At 70.2% G+C, this 14241-nt stretch carries 17 protein-coding genes; 7 read left to right on the top strand and 10 right to left on the bottom strand.

From position 1 onward, the window contains the following. Positions 1–49: 49 nt before the first annotated feature. The 4 genes from glpD to ACO2SS_RS18045 are packed head-to-tail and all read left to right on the top strand — an operon-like array spanning position 50 to position 4929. Entirely contained in the window at positions 50–1570 is a 1521-nt protein-coding gene (glpD, locus tag ACO2SS_RS18060; protein WP_423279158.1) for a glycerol-3-phosphate dehydrogenase, read from the top strand. Positions 1571–1596: 26 nt separating this feature from the next. After that, the gene (glpK, locus tag ACO2SS_RS18055) at positions 1597–3093 is read left to right on the top strand and encodes a glycerol kinase GlpK (RefSeq protein ID WP_423279157.1); all 1497 of its coding nucleotides are present in this window, start codon (positions 1597–1599) and stop codon (positions 3091–3093) included. Positions 3094–3097: 4 nt separating this feature from the next. Beyond that, a complete protein-coding gene (locus ACO2SS_RS18050; protein ID WP_423279156.1) occupies positions 3098–4108 on the top strand; it encodes a 4-hydroxyproline epimerase in 1011 nt (336 codons plus the stop codon). A gap of 17 nt (positions 4109–4125) precedes the next feature. Next, on the top strand, positions 4126–4929 hold the full coding sequence (locus ACO2SS_RS18045; RefSeq protein WP_423279155.1) for a crotonase/enoyl-CoA hydratase family protein: 804 nt from the start codon (positions 4126–4128) through the stop codon (positions 4927–4929). On the opposite strand, the gene ACO2SS_RS18040 is transcribed toward ACO2SS_RS18045, so the two are convergent. Beyond that, positions 4914–5600 carry an RluA family pseudouridine synthase gene (locus ACO2SS_RS18040; RefSeq protein ID WP_423279154.1) on the bottom strand — a complete coding sequence of 229 codons (687 nt, stop codon included), beginning with the start codon at positions 5598–5600 and terminating at the stop codon, positions 4914–4916. The genes ACO2SS_RS18045 and ACO2SS_RS18040 overlap by 16 nt on opposite strands. 46 nt (positions 5601–5646) lie before the next feature. On the opposite strand from ACO2SS_RS18040, the gene ftsY reads away from it, so the two are divergent. Further along, the gene (gene ftsY, locus ACO2SS_RS18035; protein WP_423279152.1) at positions 5647–7092 is read left to right on the top strand and encodes a signal recognition particle-docking protein FtsY; all 1446 of its coding nucleotides are present in this window, start codon (positions 5647–5649) and stop codon (positions 7090–7092) included. Here the strand turns inward: ftsY and ACO2SS_RS18030 are convergent. Both ACO2SS_RS18030 and ACO2SS_RS18025 read right to left on the bottom strand, forming a co-directional pair. Then, positions 7084–7476, bottom strand: a complete 393-nt coding sequence (locus tag ACO2SS_RS18030; RefSeq protein ID WP_423279151.1) for a type II toxin-antitoxin system VapC family toxin — start codon at positions 7474–7476, stop codon at positions 7084–7086. The two genes, ftsY and ACO2SS_RS18030, sit on opposite strands and share 9 nt — an antisense overlap. Next, positions 7473–7733 carry a type II toxin-antitoxin system VapB family antitoxin gene (locus ACO2SS_RS18025; protein WP_423279150.1) on the bottom strand — a complete coding sequence of 87 codons (261 nt, stop codon included), beginning with the start codon at positions 7731–7733 and terminating at the stop codon, positions 7473–7475. The genes ACO2SS_RS18030 and ACO2SS_RS18025 overlap by 4 nt, the downstream gene beginning before the upstream one ends. A 61-nt stretch (positions 7734–7794) precedes the next feature. Here ACO2SS_RS18025 and ACO2SS_RS18020 point away from each other — a divergent pair, with 61 nt between their 5' ends. After that, entirely contained in the window at positions 7795–8409 is a 615-nt protein-coding gene (locus tag ACO2SS_RS18020) for a septation protein A (protein WP_423279149.1), read from the top strand. Continuing rightward, positions 8409–8792, top strand: coding sequence for a restriction endonuclease (locus ACO2SS_RS18015; protein ID WP_423279148.1), 384 nt, complete (start codon positions 8409–8411; stop codon positions 8790–8792). Before ACO2SS_RS18020 ends, ACO2SS_RS18015 begins: the two co-directional genes overlap by 1 nt. Here ACO2SS_RS18015 and ACO2SS_RS18010 read toward each other — a convergent pair whose 3' ends face one another. The 7 genes from ACO2SS_RS18010 to ACO2SS_RS17980 all read right to left on the bottom strand — a co-directional run bounded on the left by ACO2SS_RS18010 (position 8793) and on the right by ACO2SS_RS17980 (position 13976). Further along, positions 8793–9401 (bottom strand): DsbE family thiol:disulfide interchange protein, encoded by a 609-nt coding sequence (locus ACO2SS_RS18010; protein ID WP_423279147.1) that lies wholly within the window; start codon positions 9399–9401, stop codon positions 8793–8795. Then, positions 9394–9570 carry a heme exporter protein CcmD gene (gene ccmD, locus ACO2SS_RS18005; protein ID WP_423279262.1) on the bottom strand — a complete coding sequence of 59 codons (177 nt, stop codon included), beginning with the start codon at positions 9568–9570 and terminating at the stop codon, positions 9394–9396. Before ccmD ends, ACO2SS_RS18010 begins: the two co-directional genes overlap by 8 nt. Continuing rightward, complete coding sequence (locus ACO2SS_RS18000) at positions 9570–10310, bottom strand: heme ABC transporter permease (RefSeq protein ID WP_423279146.1); 741 nt, start codon at positions 10308–10310, stop codon at positions 9570–9572. Before ACO2SS_RS18000 ends, ccmD begins: the two co-directional genes overlap by 1 nt. A gap of 53 nt (positions 10311–10363) precedes the next feature. After that, complete coding sequence (ccmB, locus tag ACO2SS_RS17995) at positions 10364–11023, bottom strand: heme exporter protein CcmB (protein WP_423279145.1); 660 nt, start codon at positions 11021–11023, stop codon at positions 10364–10366. Then, entirely contained in the window at positions 11020–11616 is a 597-nt protein-coding gene (ccmA, locus tag ACO2SS_RS17990) for a heme ABC exporter ATP-binding protein CcmA (protein WP_423279144.1), read from the bottom strand. Before ccmA ends, ccmB begins: the two co-directional genes overlap by 4 nt. 69 nt (positions 11617–11685) lie before the next feature. Continuing rightward, positions 11686–13224, bottom strand: coding sequence for a permease (locus ACO2SS_RS17985; protein WP_423279143.1), 1539 nt, complete (start codon positions 13222–13224; stop codon positions 11686–11688). Continuing rightward, positions 13221–13976, bottom strand: a complete 756-nt coding sequence (locus ACO2SS_RS17980; protein ID WP_423279142.1) for an ABC transporter ATP-binding protein — start codon at positions 13974–13976, stop codon at positions 13221–13223. Before ACO2SS_RS17980 ends, ACO2SS_RS17985 begins: the two co-directional genes overlap by 4 nt. Between the last annotated feature and the right edge of the window lie 265 nt (positions 13977–14241).

Below are 14241 nucleotides of genomic sequence, written 5' to 3'. Positions count from 1 at the left end.
CCCGGCACGGGTGCCCGCGCAGGGCGGGTGCCCGCCGGGAGATTGCCGATTGAGTCACGCCGCGGCCCGGGCCGATTACGACATCGCGATCATCGGGGGTGGCGTGAATGGCTGCGGCATCGCCCGCGACGCTGCCGGCCGGGGCGCGCGGGTCGTGCTCTTCGAGGCCGAGGATCTGGCGCGCGGCACCTCCTCGGCATCCACCAAGCTGATCCATGGCGGCCTGCGCTACCTCGAATATTACGAGTTCAGGCTGGTCCGCGAGGCGCTGCAGGAGCGCGACGTGCTGTGGGGCATGGCGCCGCACATCATCTGGCCGCTCCGCTTCGTGCTGCCGCATCGCCGCGACATGCGGCCCGCCTGGCTCCTGCGCCTCGGCCTATTCCTCTACGACCATATCGGGGGCTCGTCGCTGCCCCGGACACGCAGCCTCGACCTGCGGCGCGACGAGGCCGGCAAGCCGCTCCAGGGCGGGATCACGCGCGGCTTCGAATATTCGGATTGCTGGGTCGAGGATGCGCGCCTCGTGGTGCTCAACGCGCGCGACGCCGCCGAACGGGGCGCCGCGATCCACACCCGCACGCGCGTGACCTCGGCGGAAAGCCGGGACGGGATCTGGCATCTCCGGGCCGAGAAGCAGGATGGCGGCTTGGTCGAGGCCTCGGCCCGGATCCTGATCGACGCCTCCGGCGCCTGGATCGGGTCGGTGACGGGCGGGAAGGGCAAGAAGCGGCCGGTGCGGCTCGTGAAGGGCAGCCACATCGTGGTGCCGCAGCTCTTCACGCATGACCGCCCCTACATCTTCCAGAACGCGGACAAGCGGATCGTCTTCGCGATCCCCTACGAGCGCGACTTCACCCTGATCGGCACGACGGACATCGACTACACGGGCGACCCCGCCCGCGCGGAGGCGACCCCGGAAGAGGTCGAGTATCTCTGCGCCTCGGTGAACCGGTATTTCTCCCACCGGATCGGGCCGCAGGATGTCGTGTGGAGCTATGCGGGCGTGCGCTCGCTCTACGACGACGGCGCCTCCAGCGCGCAGGAGGCGACGCGCGACTACGTCCTCGACCTCACGGAGGAGGGCGGGGCGCCGCTTCTCTCCGTGTTCGGGGGCAAGATCACGACCTACCGCCGGCTCGCCGAGGGAGCCATCGCGAAGCTCAAGGACCACCTGCCCGAAGCCGCGAAGCCCGGCTGGACGGGTGACGTTCCGCTGCCCGGCGGCGATTTCCCGAAGGAAGCCTTCGGGCCGCAGGTCGCGAGTCTTCGGGCTCGCTATCCGTTCCTGGACGCGCCTCTCGCGCGGCGGCTCGTCCGCGCCTACGGGACCCGCGCCGAGCGCATCCTGTCGGGGGCGAGCGGGATGGCGGATCTCGGGCGCGTGTTCGGTTCCAACCTGACCGAGCGTGAGGTCCGCTACCTCATGGAGCAGGAATGGGCGGCGACCGCGGATGACGTCCTGTGGCGACGCTCCAAGCTCGGGCTCCGGCTGACGCCGGCCCAGGCCCGTTCACTCGACGCGTTCATGCAGAGCGAGGTCGCGCGCCTGGCGGCCGCGGCGGAGTAAGACAAACCATCGAAGGGGAGGGGACCGTGCCGTTTGTGCTGGCGATCGACCAGGGGACCACCTCGTCCCGCGCGATCCTGTTCCGGCCCGACACGTCGATCGCGGCGCTGGCGCAGCAGGAATTCCCGCAGCATTTTCCGGCGCCGGGCTGGGTGGAGCACGAGCCGGAGGACCTCTGGACCAGCACGGTCGAGACCTGCCGGGAGGCGATGCGCCGCGGCGGCATCTATGCCTCCGACATCGCGGCGATCGGTATCACCAACCAGCGCGAGACGGCCGTCGTCTGGGACCGCCGCACGGGCGAATCGGTCGGCCGCGCCATCGTCTGGCAGGACCGCCGCACCGCCGCCCATTGCACGCGCCTGAAGGAGGAGGGGCACGAGGCCCTGATCACGGCCCGGACGGGTCTCCTGGCCGATCCCTATTTCTCCGCCACCAAGGTCGCCTGGATCCTCGACCAGATCCCCGGCGCCCGGGCTCGGGCGGAGCGCGGCGAGCTCCTGTTCGGCACCGTGGACAGCTACCTGCTGTGGCGGCTCACGGGCGGTAGGGTGCACGCAACGGACGCGACCAACGCCTCCCGCACCATGCTCTTCGACATCCATCGGGGCGCCTGGGACGATGATCTGCTCCGGCTCCTGCGCATCCCTGCCTCCATGCTGCCCGAGGTGCGCGACTGCGCGTCCGATTTCGGCACCACGGATCCGGAGCTGTTCGGCGGACCCATTGCCATCCGGGGAATCGCGGGGGACCAGCAAGCGGCCGTCGTGGGGCAGGCCTGCTTCTCGCCCGGCATGGTGAAGTCGACCTACGGCACGGGCTGCTTCGCGCTGCTCAACACGGGCGAGACGCCGATCGCCTCGAAGAACCGGCTCCTGACCACGATCGCCTACCAGCTGGGCGGCAGGCGCCATTACGCGCTCGAGGGCTCGATCTTCGTCGCCGGCGCAGTGGTGCAGTGGCTCCGCGACGGACTCGGCATCATCGGGAGCGCGGCCGAGAGCAGCACGAAGGCCAGGGCGGCCGATCCGTCGCAGGAGCTCTATCTCGTGCCCGCCTTCGTGGGGCTCGGGGCGCCCTACTGGAACCCGGAAGTCCGCGGCGCGCTGTTCGGCCTGTCCCGTGGCACCGGTCCGAACGAACTCGCCAAGGCCGCGCTCGAAAGCGTCTGCTTCCAGACCGTGGACCTGCTCGTCGCCATGAAGGCGGATTGGCAGGACGGCGACGGGGCCGGCACGGTGCTTCGCGTGGACGGCGGCATGACGGCATCCGACTGGACCATGCAGCGCATCGCCGACCTGATCGGTGCGCCCGTGGACCGGCCGGAGATCCTGGAGACGACGGCGCTCGGTGCCGCCTATCTGGCCGGGCTCCAGGCCGGCATCTATCCGGAGCCGGAGCGCTTCTCCGATACGTGGCGGCTCGACCGGCGGTTCAGCCCCGCGCTGGACAAGGACAGCCGCGAGCGCAAGATCGCCGGCTGGCGCAAGGCCGTGCAGGCGGCGCTCTCGACCGCGAGCTGACCCGATGCCCCGCGCCACCTTCACCTGCATCGACGGGCATACCTGCGGCAACCCGGTGCGGGTGGTGGCCGGAGGTGCCATCCCGGTCCTCCGGGGCGCCACCATGTTCGAGCGCCGCCAAGACTTCCTGGCGGAGCACGACTGGATCCGCACTGCGCTCATGTTCGAGCCGCGCGGGCACGACATCATGTCGGGCTCGATCCTCTACCCGCCGACGCGCCCGGATTGCGATCTCGGCATCCTGTTCATCGAGACCACGGGCTGCCTGCCGATGTGCGGCCACGGCACGATCGGCACGGTCACCATCGCCCTGGAGCACGGGCTCGTGACCCCGCGCGAGCCGGGCGTGCTGCGGCTCGACACGCCGGCCGGCCTCGTGGAGGCGCGCTGCGTCCAGAACGGCCCCTATGTGGAGAGCGTGCGGCTCACCAACGTGCCGGCCTTCCTGTACGGGCGCGACTACCGCGTGGAGGTGGAAGGGCTCGGCGAACTGACGGTCGAGGTCGCGTATGGGGGGAACTTCTATGCGATCGTGGAGCCGCAGGAGCTGTTCTCCGACGTCTCCGACGTGCAGCCCTCCGATCTCATCCATTGGAGCCGGAAGCTCCGCGCCGCCTTCAACGAAGCGCACCGGATCGCCCACCCGGAGAACCCCGCCATCGACCGGCTGACCCATGTCCTCTGGACGGGCCGGCCGCTGAGCCCGGAGGGGAGCGCTCGCAACGCCGTGTTCTACGGCGACAAGGCGATCGACCGCTCGCCCTGCGGCACCGGCACCTCCGCCCGCATGGCGCAGCTCGCCGCGACGGGCCGGCTCCGCGAGGGCGATGTCTTCGTGCACGAATCGATCATCGGCTCGACCTTCGCGGGCCGGATCGAGGGCCGCACCCGGGTCGGCGAGTTCGATGCCATCGTTCCCTCCATCGAGGGCTGGGCGCGGGTGACGGGGCTCAACACCATCTTCGTGGACGACCGCGACCCGTTCTGGCGCGGCTTCTCGGTCGCGGATCGCTGAGGCGAGGGGGGGCGAACATGCCGGACGGACTTCCCGATCTTCCCCCCTCCCTCTCGGCGGAGCGCGACGGCGAGGTGCTTCGCCTTCAGCTGAACCGGCCCGAGAAGCGCAACGCCCTGAACGACCCGACGGTGCTCGGCCTCGATGCGCTGTTTTCTGCGCTGCCGACCGACGTCAGGGCCGTGGTGCTGGAGGGGGAGGGGGCGCATTTCTGCGCCGGGCTCGACCTTTCGGAGCTGACCGAGCGGGATGCCACCGCCGGGGTCCATCACTCGATGATGTGGCACCGGGCGTTCGAGAAGATCCAGTTCGGGCCGGTGCCGGTCATCGCGGTCCTGAAGGGTGCCGTGATCGGGGGAGGGCTGGAACTCGCCTGCGCGGCCCATATCCGGGTTGCGGAAAGGAGCGCCTTCTATGCCCTCCCGGAGGGGCAGCGCGGCATCTTCGTGGGCGGCGGCGCCTCGGTGCGGCTGCCGCGCCTGGTGGGCGTCGCCCGCATGATGGACATGATGCTGACCGGCCGGACCTATTCGGCCGATGAAGGTGTGCCGCTCGGCTTCTCGCAATACCTGGCCGAGCCGGGAGAGGGCGCCGCGAAGGCGATGGAACTCGCCCGCAAGGTCGCCGGCAACGCGCCCATGACGAACCTCGCCCTGCTGCAGGTCCTGCCCCGCATCGCCGAGGCCAATCCGGCCACGGGCTTCGTGACGGAAGCCCTGATGGCGGCCATCGCCCAGAGCGACCGAGAGGCAAAGGCGCGGCTGCGCGACTTCCTGGACAAGCGCGCCGCCAAGGTCGCACCGCCTCAGTCCGGCGCGTAACCGCAGGCCTTCAGCCGCTCCGCCATGTGCTCGGGCGGGGGCGCCTCGACATGGATCGGGGGCTTCTTCGGGTAGAGCGGAACCGTAAGGCTTCGGGCGTGCAGATGGAGGCGCTGGCCGCCTCGCCCCGGAACGACGCCGTAGATGCCGTCGCCGAGGATCGGCCAGCCCTGCGCGGCGCAATGGACGCGGAGCTGGTGCGTCCGGCCCGTGACCGGCCGAAGCTCGAGCCATGTCTGACCTCCGGCCCGGCCGAGCACCCGCCAGCGGGTCAGCGAGGGCTGGCCGGCCGGATCGGCCTTCATCAGCCAGCTCTTCGGATCGGGAGAGCGCGGTGCGAGCGGCAGGTCGATCTCGCCTTCCTCCGCATCCGGGCCGCCTTCCACCACCGCCCAGTACACCTTCTCCACCGTCCCGCTGGCGAACAGCTTCCCGAGGCGGATCAAGGCCTGGCGATGCCGGCCGAGCACGAGGCAGCCGGAGGTTTCCTTGTCGAGGCGATGGGCCACCTCCGGGCGCCGGGGCAGGCCGAAGCGAAGCGCGTCGAGCGAACCCGTCAGGTTCGGCCCGCCGCCCGGGCCGGGATGCACGGCCAATCCCGCAGGCTTGTCGATGACGAGCATCAATGCATCGCGGTAGAGGAGGGGAGGCACTATTTGTGTCGAACCCATCGTCACTGCGCTATCCCGAGCCCCGCCGGCCCGGCAAGGACACTTCATGGCATTGCAAGGCAGGAAGCCCGGCTGGTTTCTCGACAAGCTCCTCGGGCGCAATACCGAGGAGCGGCTTCGTCAGGAAGCGGAAGCCGAGCATGTGGCCGACATGGCTCCGGCCGCCGCTCCCGAGGAGCCGCTGCCCGAGCCGCCGGCGCTCTCTCCCGCCTCGGTATTCGAAGGTCAGCCGGATTTCATCCCCGCGGCCGAGCCCGGCGAGCTCCCGGCTGCCCCCCCGACCGTCACCGAAGCCTCGCCGGACACCGTCCCATTCGACAAGCCCGTCGCCGAGCTCGATGGCGCTTCCCTGCAGCCGGTGGAGGGCCAGCCCGAAGGCGGGGGCCCGACGGAGCCTGTCCCGCGCCTGGCGACGCCGGCAGGATCGCCCGCCATCCAGCCCGCGCCGGCGTCGCCTATCGCTGTTCCGGCGGCTTCCCCGCCGGCCCCCATCGTGGCGCCGGCGCCGCCACCCGCTCCTGAACCGGTCGCTCCACCTCCCCCCGAGCCCGCCGAGCAGCGCGGCTGGTGGCGGCGTCTCACCGAGGGCATGCGCCGGACCTCCTCGTCCATCGGCGACAGCGTCACGGGCCTCTTCACGAAGAAGAAGCTCGACCGCGCGACGCTCGACGACCTGGAGGATGTGCTGATCGGCGCCGATCTCGGGATCGAGACCGCGACCCGCATCACCGAGGCCGTGGGCGCCGGCCGCTACGACCGGGAGATCTCCCCCGACGAGGTGAAGAAGATCATGGCCGGGGAGATCGAGAAGGTTCTCGCCCCGGTGGCGGTCCCGCTCTCGGTCGATCGCGGCAAGAAGCCCTTCGTCCTGCTCATGATCGGCGTGAACGGGGCCGGAAAGACAACCACGATCGGCAAGCTCGCCCAGAAATTCCGGCGTGACGGCCTCTCGGTCGTGATCGCGGCCGGCGACACGTTCCGGGCGGCCGCGATCGAGCAGCTCAAGGTCTGGGGCGAACGCGTCGGGGCGCCCGTGATCGCGAAAGGCCAGGGCGCCGACGCGGCGGGCCTCGCCTTCGACGCGCTGACGGAGGCGCGCGAGCGCGGCGCCGACGTCCTGATGATCGACACGGCGGGCCGCCTCCAGAACAAGGCCGGGCTGATGGCCGAGCTCGAGAAGATCATCCGGGTCATCCGCAAGGTCGATCCCGAGGCGCCGCATGCGAGCCTGCTCGTCCTCGATGCAACCGTGGGCCAGAACGCGCTGTCCCAGGTGGAGCTCTTCGCCAAGACGGCCGGCGTGACCGGGCTCGTCATGACGAAGCTCGACGGCACCGCACGCGGCGGCATCCTGGTGGCGCTCGCGGCGAAGTTTGGCCTGCCCGTCCATTTCATCGGGGTGGGAGAGGGCGTCGAGGACCTGGAGCCCTTCACGGCCCGCGACTTCGCCCGCGCGATCGCCGGGCTCGACCAAAGCCCGACGCTACACTAGCGCCGGCTCGATATCGGTCCTGGCGAAGTCGCCGCCCTTGAACAGGAGCGGCGCCCGCAGGTGCCTGGCGAGCGCGTAGGCGAAGCAATCGCCGTAGTTGAGGCCGGCGGGGTGCCGGCCCTTGCCGAAGCGGATGAAAGCGTCGGCGCCAAGGACTGCAAGATCGCGGTCCACGGCCATTAGGTCGATGCGGCGCAAGGCAAGCCACTCGTCCAGGTCGGCTCGACCGCCGAGCCGGCGGCCCGCCATAACCATCGCACATTCGAGGTAGTTGCCGGCGGACATGCACCGCGACGACGCTCGCAACAATGCCCGTCTGACGTCATCCGCCTCGGGCTCTTCCAACATGATGCTCAGAACGGCCGAGGTATCGACGACGATCATACGGGCAGGCCGTCCTCGTCGTAGGCGAGAAACTCGTCGATGGGTCGCGGGTCGACGAGCGGCCGGCTCTTCCACCGCTCCACGATGCGCCTGTCCTGCTCGCGGGCCTCGCGCAGGCGGGCCTCGAAGTCGGCGTCGACACGCTCCTTCTCGCGCCGCAGCAGGTCGAGCAGCAGGTCGGTCGTGCCCTTCCCGGTCTTCTTCGTCAGCTCCGCGACGAGACGCTCGGCTTCCTCGTTCTTGACGTCGATAGACACCCGGCCGATCTCCCCGGTAGAGAACCCTCAGCCCAGTTTTCGTATAGCAGACCAGGACCTTATGGACGAGCCGGGGCCGTCGCGCCTGAATCCCGTCGCAAAACTCGCGCTCGAGCTCGGGCCGCTGGTGCTGTTCTTCTTCGGCAACGCCTATGGCGACCGGTTGGGTTTCCCGGAGGCGCAGCGCATTTTCGTCGCCACCGGCCTCTTCGTGGTCGCGACTCTGGTCTCCCTGGGCGTGCACTTCGCGCTGGTCCGGCGGCTGCCGATCATGCCGCTCGTCTCCGGCGTCGTGGTGCTGGTCTTCGGCGGTCTGACGCTGCTCCTGCAGGACGAGCTGTTCATCAAGCTGAAGCCCACCATCGTGAACACGATGTTCGGGGTCATCCTGCTCGCCGGGCTTTATTGGCGTAAGCCGATCCTGGCCGTGGTCCTCGATTCCATGCTCGACCTCACGGAGGAGGGCTGGCGCAAGCTGACGCTCCGCTGGGCCTTGTTCTTCTTCGTGCTGGCGATCCTGAACGAGGTCGTCTGGCGCACGCAGACGACCGACCTCTGGGTGAAGTTCAAGGTCTTCGGCATCATGCCACTGACCGTCATCTTCGCGCTCGCCCAAACGCCGCTGATCATGCGCTACGAGGCGAAGCGCGACCCGGCCCCCGCCGCGCGCTCCTGATGCGCGGACGCGGCTCGCGCCGTCAGGCGGAGGCGCAGGGTCCCCTCGAGGATCCGTCCCCGCCGGATGCGCCAGGGCCGGAGATCTGCCCGCTCTGCGACCGGCCTATCCCGCCGGGCGCGAAGGCGAGCCGGCACCATCTCGTGCCGAAGCTGAAGGGCGGGGCGAAGAAGTCGACGGTCCGGCTGCACCAGATCTGCCATTCGGCCATCCACGCGCGGTACTCGGAGACCGAACTCGCCCGCCGCCTCTCCGATCCGGACAGCCTCAAGGCCGAGCCGGACCTCGCACGCTTCCTCGACTGGGTCAGGACCAAGCCGGCCGGCTTCCACGCCCCGACCCGCATGACGACGAAGCGGAAGGCGGAGCGCCCGCGGCGCTGATCAGCTCGCGGCAGCCCGCCGGACGTGCTCCATGAAGCCGGGCAGCGTTTCGGGCGTGAGCGGCCCGACATGCTTGTGCCGGATCGTGCCGTCCCGGCCGATCACGAAGGTTTCGGGAACGCCGTAGACCCCGAATTCGATGGCCGTGCGGCCGGTCCCGTCGGCCCCAACGGCCGTGAAGGGATTGCCGAAGGTACCCAGGAAGCGGCGGGCGTTCTCCGGCTTGTCCTTGTAGTTGAAGCCCAGGACCCTGATCGACTGGTCCTTGGCGAGGTCCATCAGGACAGGATGCTCGATCCGGCAGGGCGCGCACCAGGAGGCCCAGACGTTCAGGATCGTGACCTTGTCGCCCTTCAGGTCGGCCGTGGACAGGCCGGGCAGCGGCTCGCCGGTCGGGCCGCGAAGTCCTTCCACGGCGGGCAGCTCGAAGGTCGGAATCGCGCGGCCGATCAGGGCGGAGGGCAGCTTCGAGGGGTCGCCCGAATGGAGGCGGGCCATGAACAGCGCCGCCAGCCCCGCGAAGATCAGGACAGGAACGAGATAGAGCAGGTGCGAGGAGCGGCGGGGTGCCGTCTCTGGGGCCACCGCGGGCGAGGGGGCGTCAGCCACGGTCGATCCCCCGGCCCGGCGGCACGGCCCCGGAGGCTTCCAGGCGCGCCAGGGCCCGGCGCTGCGCCCGGTGGTCCAGTACGGCCCGGATCACGAGCCCTAGCGCGATCAGGGTCGTGACCCCGTAGGCCGACCAGATGAAGACGGCATGTCGCCCGGCCTCCCCCATCACGCGGCCACCCGCTCGAGCCGCTCGGCCTGGAGCAGCGTCAGGGTGCGGACGCGCCGGCGCAGGATTTCCGTGCGCATGCCCGCGAGATGGAGCGCGGTCCCGAAAAGCGTGAAGGCGAGCGCCATGGCGAAGAGAGGCTTCAGCATTGCCGGGTCGATCGTCGGGCCGTCCATGCGGAACACGGAGGCGCCCTGGTGAAGCGTGCTCCACCAATCGACCGAAAACTTGACGATGGGGATGTTCACGGCGCCGACCAGCGTCAGGATCGCGACGGCCCGGGCTGCCCGGCCCGGATCGTCCAGCGCGCGCCAGAGCGTCAGGATCCCGCAATACATGAGGAAGAGCACGAGCACGGAGGTGAGCCGCGCGTCCCAGACCCAGTAGGTGCCCCACATGGGCTTGCCCCAGAGGGAGCCGGTGACCAGGCAGACGAGTGTGAAGGCGGCCCCGATCGGGGCGGCGGCCCGCTGCGAGACGTCCGCGAGCGGGTGTCGCCAGACGAGCGTTCCGAGCGCCGAGACGGCCATGATCGAGTAGAAGAACAGCGCCAGCCACGCCGCCGGGACGTGGATGTACATGATCCTCACCGTCTCGCCCTGCTGGTAATCAGCCGGGGAGGCCAGGAAGGCGAGATAGAGACCGTAGGCGCCGAGCAGCGCAGCCGCGATCGCGAGCGGCGGGAGCGCGTAGCCCGACAGGCGCATGAAGGTCGCAGGATTGGCGAGCCGCGTCAGCATGATGGGTGGCTAATCTGGGGAGGGCCGGTCCGCAATGGAACCCGGAGAGTTACTTAGTCGCCTCCCCTGAGGGCGGCCGCCGCCCCGAGACAACCGACCGCGGCCCCGGCGAGCGTCAGGGCGGCCAGGATCGTCAGGGCCTGGCCGCTCCCAGGATTGGCCGGATCGGCGGCCGCGACGCCGAAGATCAGCGTCGGCACCATCAGGGGCACGACCAGGATCGCGATCACAAGGCCGCCGCGCCGGATCGAGGCCGCGAGGGCGGCCCCGATCGCACCCGCGAAGGTCAGGGCAGGGGTGCCGATGAGGAGCGACAGCGCCGTGCGGAGCAGGGCCGCCGGCTCGAGCGCCACCAGCAGGCCGAAGAGCGGCGCGAATAGCGCGAGCGGCAGTCCGGTCGCGATCCAATGCGCGGTCGCCTTGGCCAGGACGACGAGTTCGAAGGGCGCCGGCGAGAGCCGCATGAGGTCGAGGGAGCCGTCCTCCTCGTCCGCCTGGAAGAGGCGGTCGAGGCCGATCAGGGTGGCCAGGACGCCGGCGATCCAGAGGATCGCGGGGCCGATCCGGGAGAGGAGGTTCAGGTCCGGCCCGAGCCCGAACGGGATCAGCGTCACGACCATCAGGAAGAAGACGAGGCTGAGCCCGCCCGCCCCGCCGACGCGGGTCGCGAGCGCGAGGTCGCGGCGGACGAGCGCCAGGAAGATGCGCATCATGCGCCGAGCCTCAATTCGCGCGCATTCTCGAGCGGCAGGGGCGCGTGGGTGGCGGCCAGGATCAGCCCCCCGCCCGCGAGGTGCTCGGCCATGATGCCGGCGAGGAGCTTCTGGCCCGACGTGTCGAGCGCCGTCAGCGGTTCGTCCAGCAGCCAGAGAGGACGGCGGGCGACGAGGAGCCGCGCGAGCGCCACCCGGCGGCGCTGGCCCGCCGACAGGTAGGCGACCGGGAGATGCGCCGCGCCGGGGAGCCCGACCCGGGCCAGAGCCTCGGCCGGTGCGAGCGACGGGCTTCCGAGGAGATCTGTCGCGAAGGCGAGGTTTTCCTCGACCGTCAGGGAGCCCTTCAGGCCGTCGCGGTGCCCGACGAGGTGGAGCGACTCGGGAAGCGTGCGCTCGCCGATCCCTGATGCCCGGATCTCGCCCGCATGGCGCTGCACGAGCCCGGCGATCGCGGCGATCAGGGTCGACTTGCCGGCGCCGTTCCGGCCCGTGACGGCGAGCGCCTCCCCGGCCCCCAGCGTGAAGGACAGGTGCTCGAAGACGCGACGGCCGGCACGCCGGCAGGCGAGATTGTCGACCGCAAGCTGCAAGACGGTGCCTCGGACGGGATGAACCGTCCCGATACAGCATTCGGACCCCGTGGCGAACGGGGGCAGCCCCTAGGTTGCCGTGGCCCGCGGGCTCATGGCCCTCACCCCGAGCAGCATCAGGCCGCAAAGACCCGCCGTGAAGATCGCGACCGGCCAGATTCCCTGCGCCGCGAAGGCGGCCGCGCAGGCCCAGAGGATGGACGAGAACGCCTCCGCGAAGGTCGCGATGCGGGAGGAGGTCTGGCGGCGTCGGAACTGGCTTCGCCGCGCCTGCGACCGGAACCAGAGCTGGATGGCCGTGGCGGAGGCCGCCGCGATCGCGATCCCGCCGGCGGCGACGAGCGCCGTCTCGAGCGACAGGACGGAGACCACCACGATGATGGGTGCGACCGCGATCCCGACGATTCCGAGCACGGCCTCGATCTTGGCCCGCACGATCTGCCGCGGCGCGATGGGAGCGGTCTGGACGAGGTCCGGCGCGTCCTCGCCGGAGACGGCGAGCCAGGCGAGGCCACCGGCGAGCTGGCCCGACGCCATGACGAGCACGGGAACCAGCACGGCGAGCGCATTCGCGCCCTCCCCGAAGCTCCGCCAGAGGAGCAGGGCGGCGGGAAGCAGATAGAGGATCTGCATCAGGGTCTGCGAGATCAGCCATGGGTCGCGCCGGAGCAGCACCCATTCCTTCTCCCGCAGCACGCGGGCGGGCGGGCGGGCCCGGAAGACGGTCCGTTTCCGGATTTGCGCTGCCGTTTCGGCCAGGGCTGTTCCGCGGGCCGCGATGGCCTGCGAGGCAAAGCCTGGAGCGACGACGGCCACGACGGCCCCGAGCAGGGCGAGTGATGCGAGAAGCAGCACTGCGAGGCTCGCCGGATCCCGGAGGAGGGCCTTCGCGGGCAGCCAGACGATGCTCTCCGCGGATGGTGCCCGCGACACGAGCCAGTCGGAGGTGAGCACGCCGAGGCGCGACGGATCGTCGAAGGAGAGGATCGCGGCCGCCTGGATGGCGATAGCGAAAGCCGCCCCGACGATCGCGGCCACGACCTGCGCGACGGAGCGCGTCCGCACGGGGCCGAGTAGCCGGAACAGCGCGGCCGTGGTCCCGACCGCGACGGCCGCCGCCAGGATGCCGAGGGCGGAGAGCGCCAGGTGGCTGAGCAGCCAGCCCGGACCGTCGAGGATGACCAGGACGTCGATGACGGGGGTCGCGAGCAGCATCGCCATGAGCGAGGCTCCTGCCGCGATGCCGGCGATCCGCACGGCGAAGAGGCTTTGCGCCGGCATTGGCGAGGACAGGATGAGGTCGAGGTCGCCCCGGGCGTAGAAGGCCCGCGTCACGGACTCGATCGCCTGGGACAGCAGCAGGCACCAGGACAGGAGGGCGCAGCCGGTGACGAGCGTGAGGGTGCGGAGATCCGGCACGATGCCGTCCCTGAGCGCCGCGCTGACGAAGCTGTAGGCCAGCAAGTGAAAGAAGCCGAAGAGCAGCGCCAGGACGGAGCCGCCGATGATCCGGCGCTTGAGCGAGCCGCCGAACAGGATCGCCGAGGCGTCGCGCCAGGCGAGCCTGATCTCGTGCCGGGCGAACCAGGCCAGGGAGGCGAAGCTCATGCGGCGACGCCGGGCGCGCCCACGAGGTCGAGGAATACGTCCTCCAGGCTGGTCCCGCCGCGCCCTGCCAGGCGGCGCAACTCGTCCAGCGTGCCTTCCGCGATCAGTCTTCCGCGGGCGATCACGCCGATCCGCTCGGCCATGCGCTCGGCGACCTCCAGGATATGCGTCGTCATGATGACGGTGACGCCGGTGCGCACGCGCTCCAGCAGCACGTCCTTCACGATCCTGGCCGCGGCCGCATCGAGGCCGGTGAGCGGCTCGTCGAGGATGATCAGCCGAGGCTGGTGGATGAGGGCGCCGGCGAGTGCCACCTTCTGGCGCATCCCCTTGGACAGGCCTTCGCAGCGCCGGTCCGCCTCGCGCTCCAGCCCCAGGCGGACGATCAGCTCCCGTGCGCCCCTTTCCGCCTCGGCCGGGTCCATGCTCCAGAGCCCGGCGACGAATTCCAGGTACTCGAGCGGCGTGAGCTTGTCGTAGATCATCGGCTCGTCGGACACCCAAGCGACGAGGCGTCTTGCCTCGACGGGGTCGGCGAGGGCGTCGAGGCCGCAGATCCGGATCGAGCCGGCATCGGGGCGGATCAGGCCGGCGACCATCCTGAGAGTGGTGGTCTTCCCGGCGCCGTTCGGTCCCAGCAGCGCATAGAAGCTCCCCGCTCCGACCACGAGGTCGAGCCCGTCCACGGCCGGGCGATCGAAGGATTTCGTGAGGCCCCGGATCTCGAGAGCGGACGCGGCAGGCGGCGACATGACGTCTCCGGACGGATATGGCCGAACGATCTCACGAGCCGGTTGCGTGCCCATGAATCGAATAGCCGCGATTCACGCGAGGCTTTTCAGTGCCGGTGTGACAGATTCGCCACGCAGGCCGACCGAGGCGGATGGGGAGATGATTTGCCTAGCTATCGCCGCAAAATCCCGCCAACGACCAAGATCGCGCAAGTAAAGCCGGACGCGGCGGAGTGTTAACGACACGTTAACCATCCGTCCGGGATGGGTTGCGCCGCAGTAAGGT

Source organism: Enterovirga sp. CN4-39 (assembly GCF_049446235.1).
Lineage (GTDB): Bacteria > Pseudomonadota > Alphaproteobacteria > Rhizobiales > Beijerinckiaceae > Enterovirga.
This window is presented reverse-complemented; position numbering and strand designations above follow the sequence as displayed.

What these genes read in the sequence shown, in the direction of transcription:
- ACO2SS_RS18050 (WP_423279156.1), top strand. Translation starts at nt 3,098, where the DNA reads ATGCCCCGCGCCACCTTCACCTGCATCGACGGGCATACCTGCGGCAAC.
- ACO2SS_RS18045 (WP_423279155.1), top strand. Translation starts at nt 4,126, where the DNA reads ATGCCGGACGGACTTCCCGATCTTCCCCCCTCCCTCTCGGCGGAGCGC.
- ACO2SS_RS18040 (WP_423279154.1), bottom strand. Translation starts at nt 5,600, where the DNA reads ATGGGTTCGACACAAATAGTGCCTCCCCTCCTCTACCGCGATGCATTG.
- ftsY (WP_423279152.1), top strand. Translation starts at nt 5,647, where the DNA reads ATGGCATTGCAAGGCAGGAAGCCCGGCTGGTTTCTCGACAAGCTCCTC.
- ACO2SS_RS18030 (WP_423279151.1), bottom strand. Translation starts at nt 7,476, where the DNA reads ATGATCGTCGTCGATACCTCGGCCGTTCTGAGCATCATGTTGGAAGAG.
- ACO2SS_RS18020 (WP_423279149.1), top strand. Translation starts at nt 7,795, where the DNA reads ATGGACGAGCCGGGGCCGTCGCGCCTGAATCCCGTCGCAAAACTCGCG.
- ACO2SS_RS18015 (WP_423279148.1), top strand. Translation starts at nt 8,409, where the DNA reads ATGCGCGGACGCGGCTCGCGCCGTCAGGCGGAGGCGCAGGGTCCCCTC.
- ccmD (WP_423279262.1), bottom strand. Translation starts at nt 9,570, where the DNA reads ATGGGGGAGGCCGGGCGACATGCCGTCTTCATCTGGTCGGCCTACGGG.
- ACO2SS_RS18000 (WP_423279146.1), bottom strand. Translation starts at nt 10,310, where the DNA reads ATGCTGACGCGGCTCGCCAATCCTGCGACCTTCATGCGCCTGTCGGGC.
- ccmB (WP_423279145.1), bottom strand. Translation starts at nt 11,023, where the DNA reads ATGATGCGCATCTTCCTGGCGCTCGTCCGCCGCGACCTCGCGCTCGCG.
- ACO2SS_RS17985 (WP_423279143.1), bottom strand. Translation starts at nt 13,224, where the DNA reads ATGAGCTTCGCCTCCCTGGCCTGGTTCGCCCGGCACGAGATCAGGCTC.
- ACO2SS_RS17980 (WP_423279142.1), bottom strand. Translation starts at nt 13,976, where the DNA reads ATGTCGCCGCCTGCCGCGTCCGCTCTCGAGATCCGGGGCCTCACGAAA.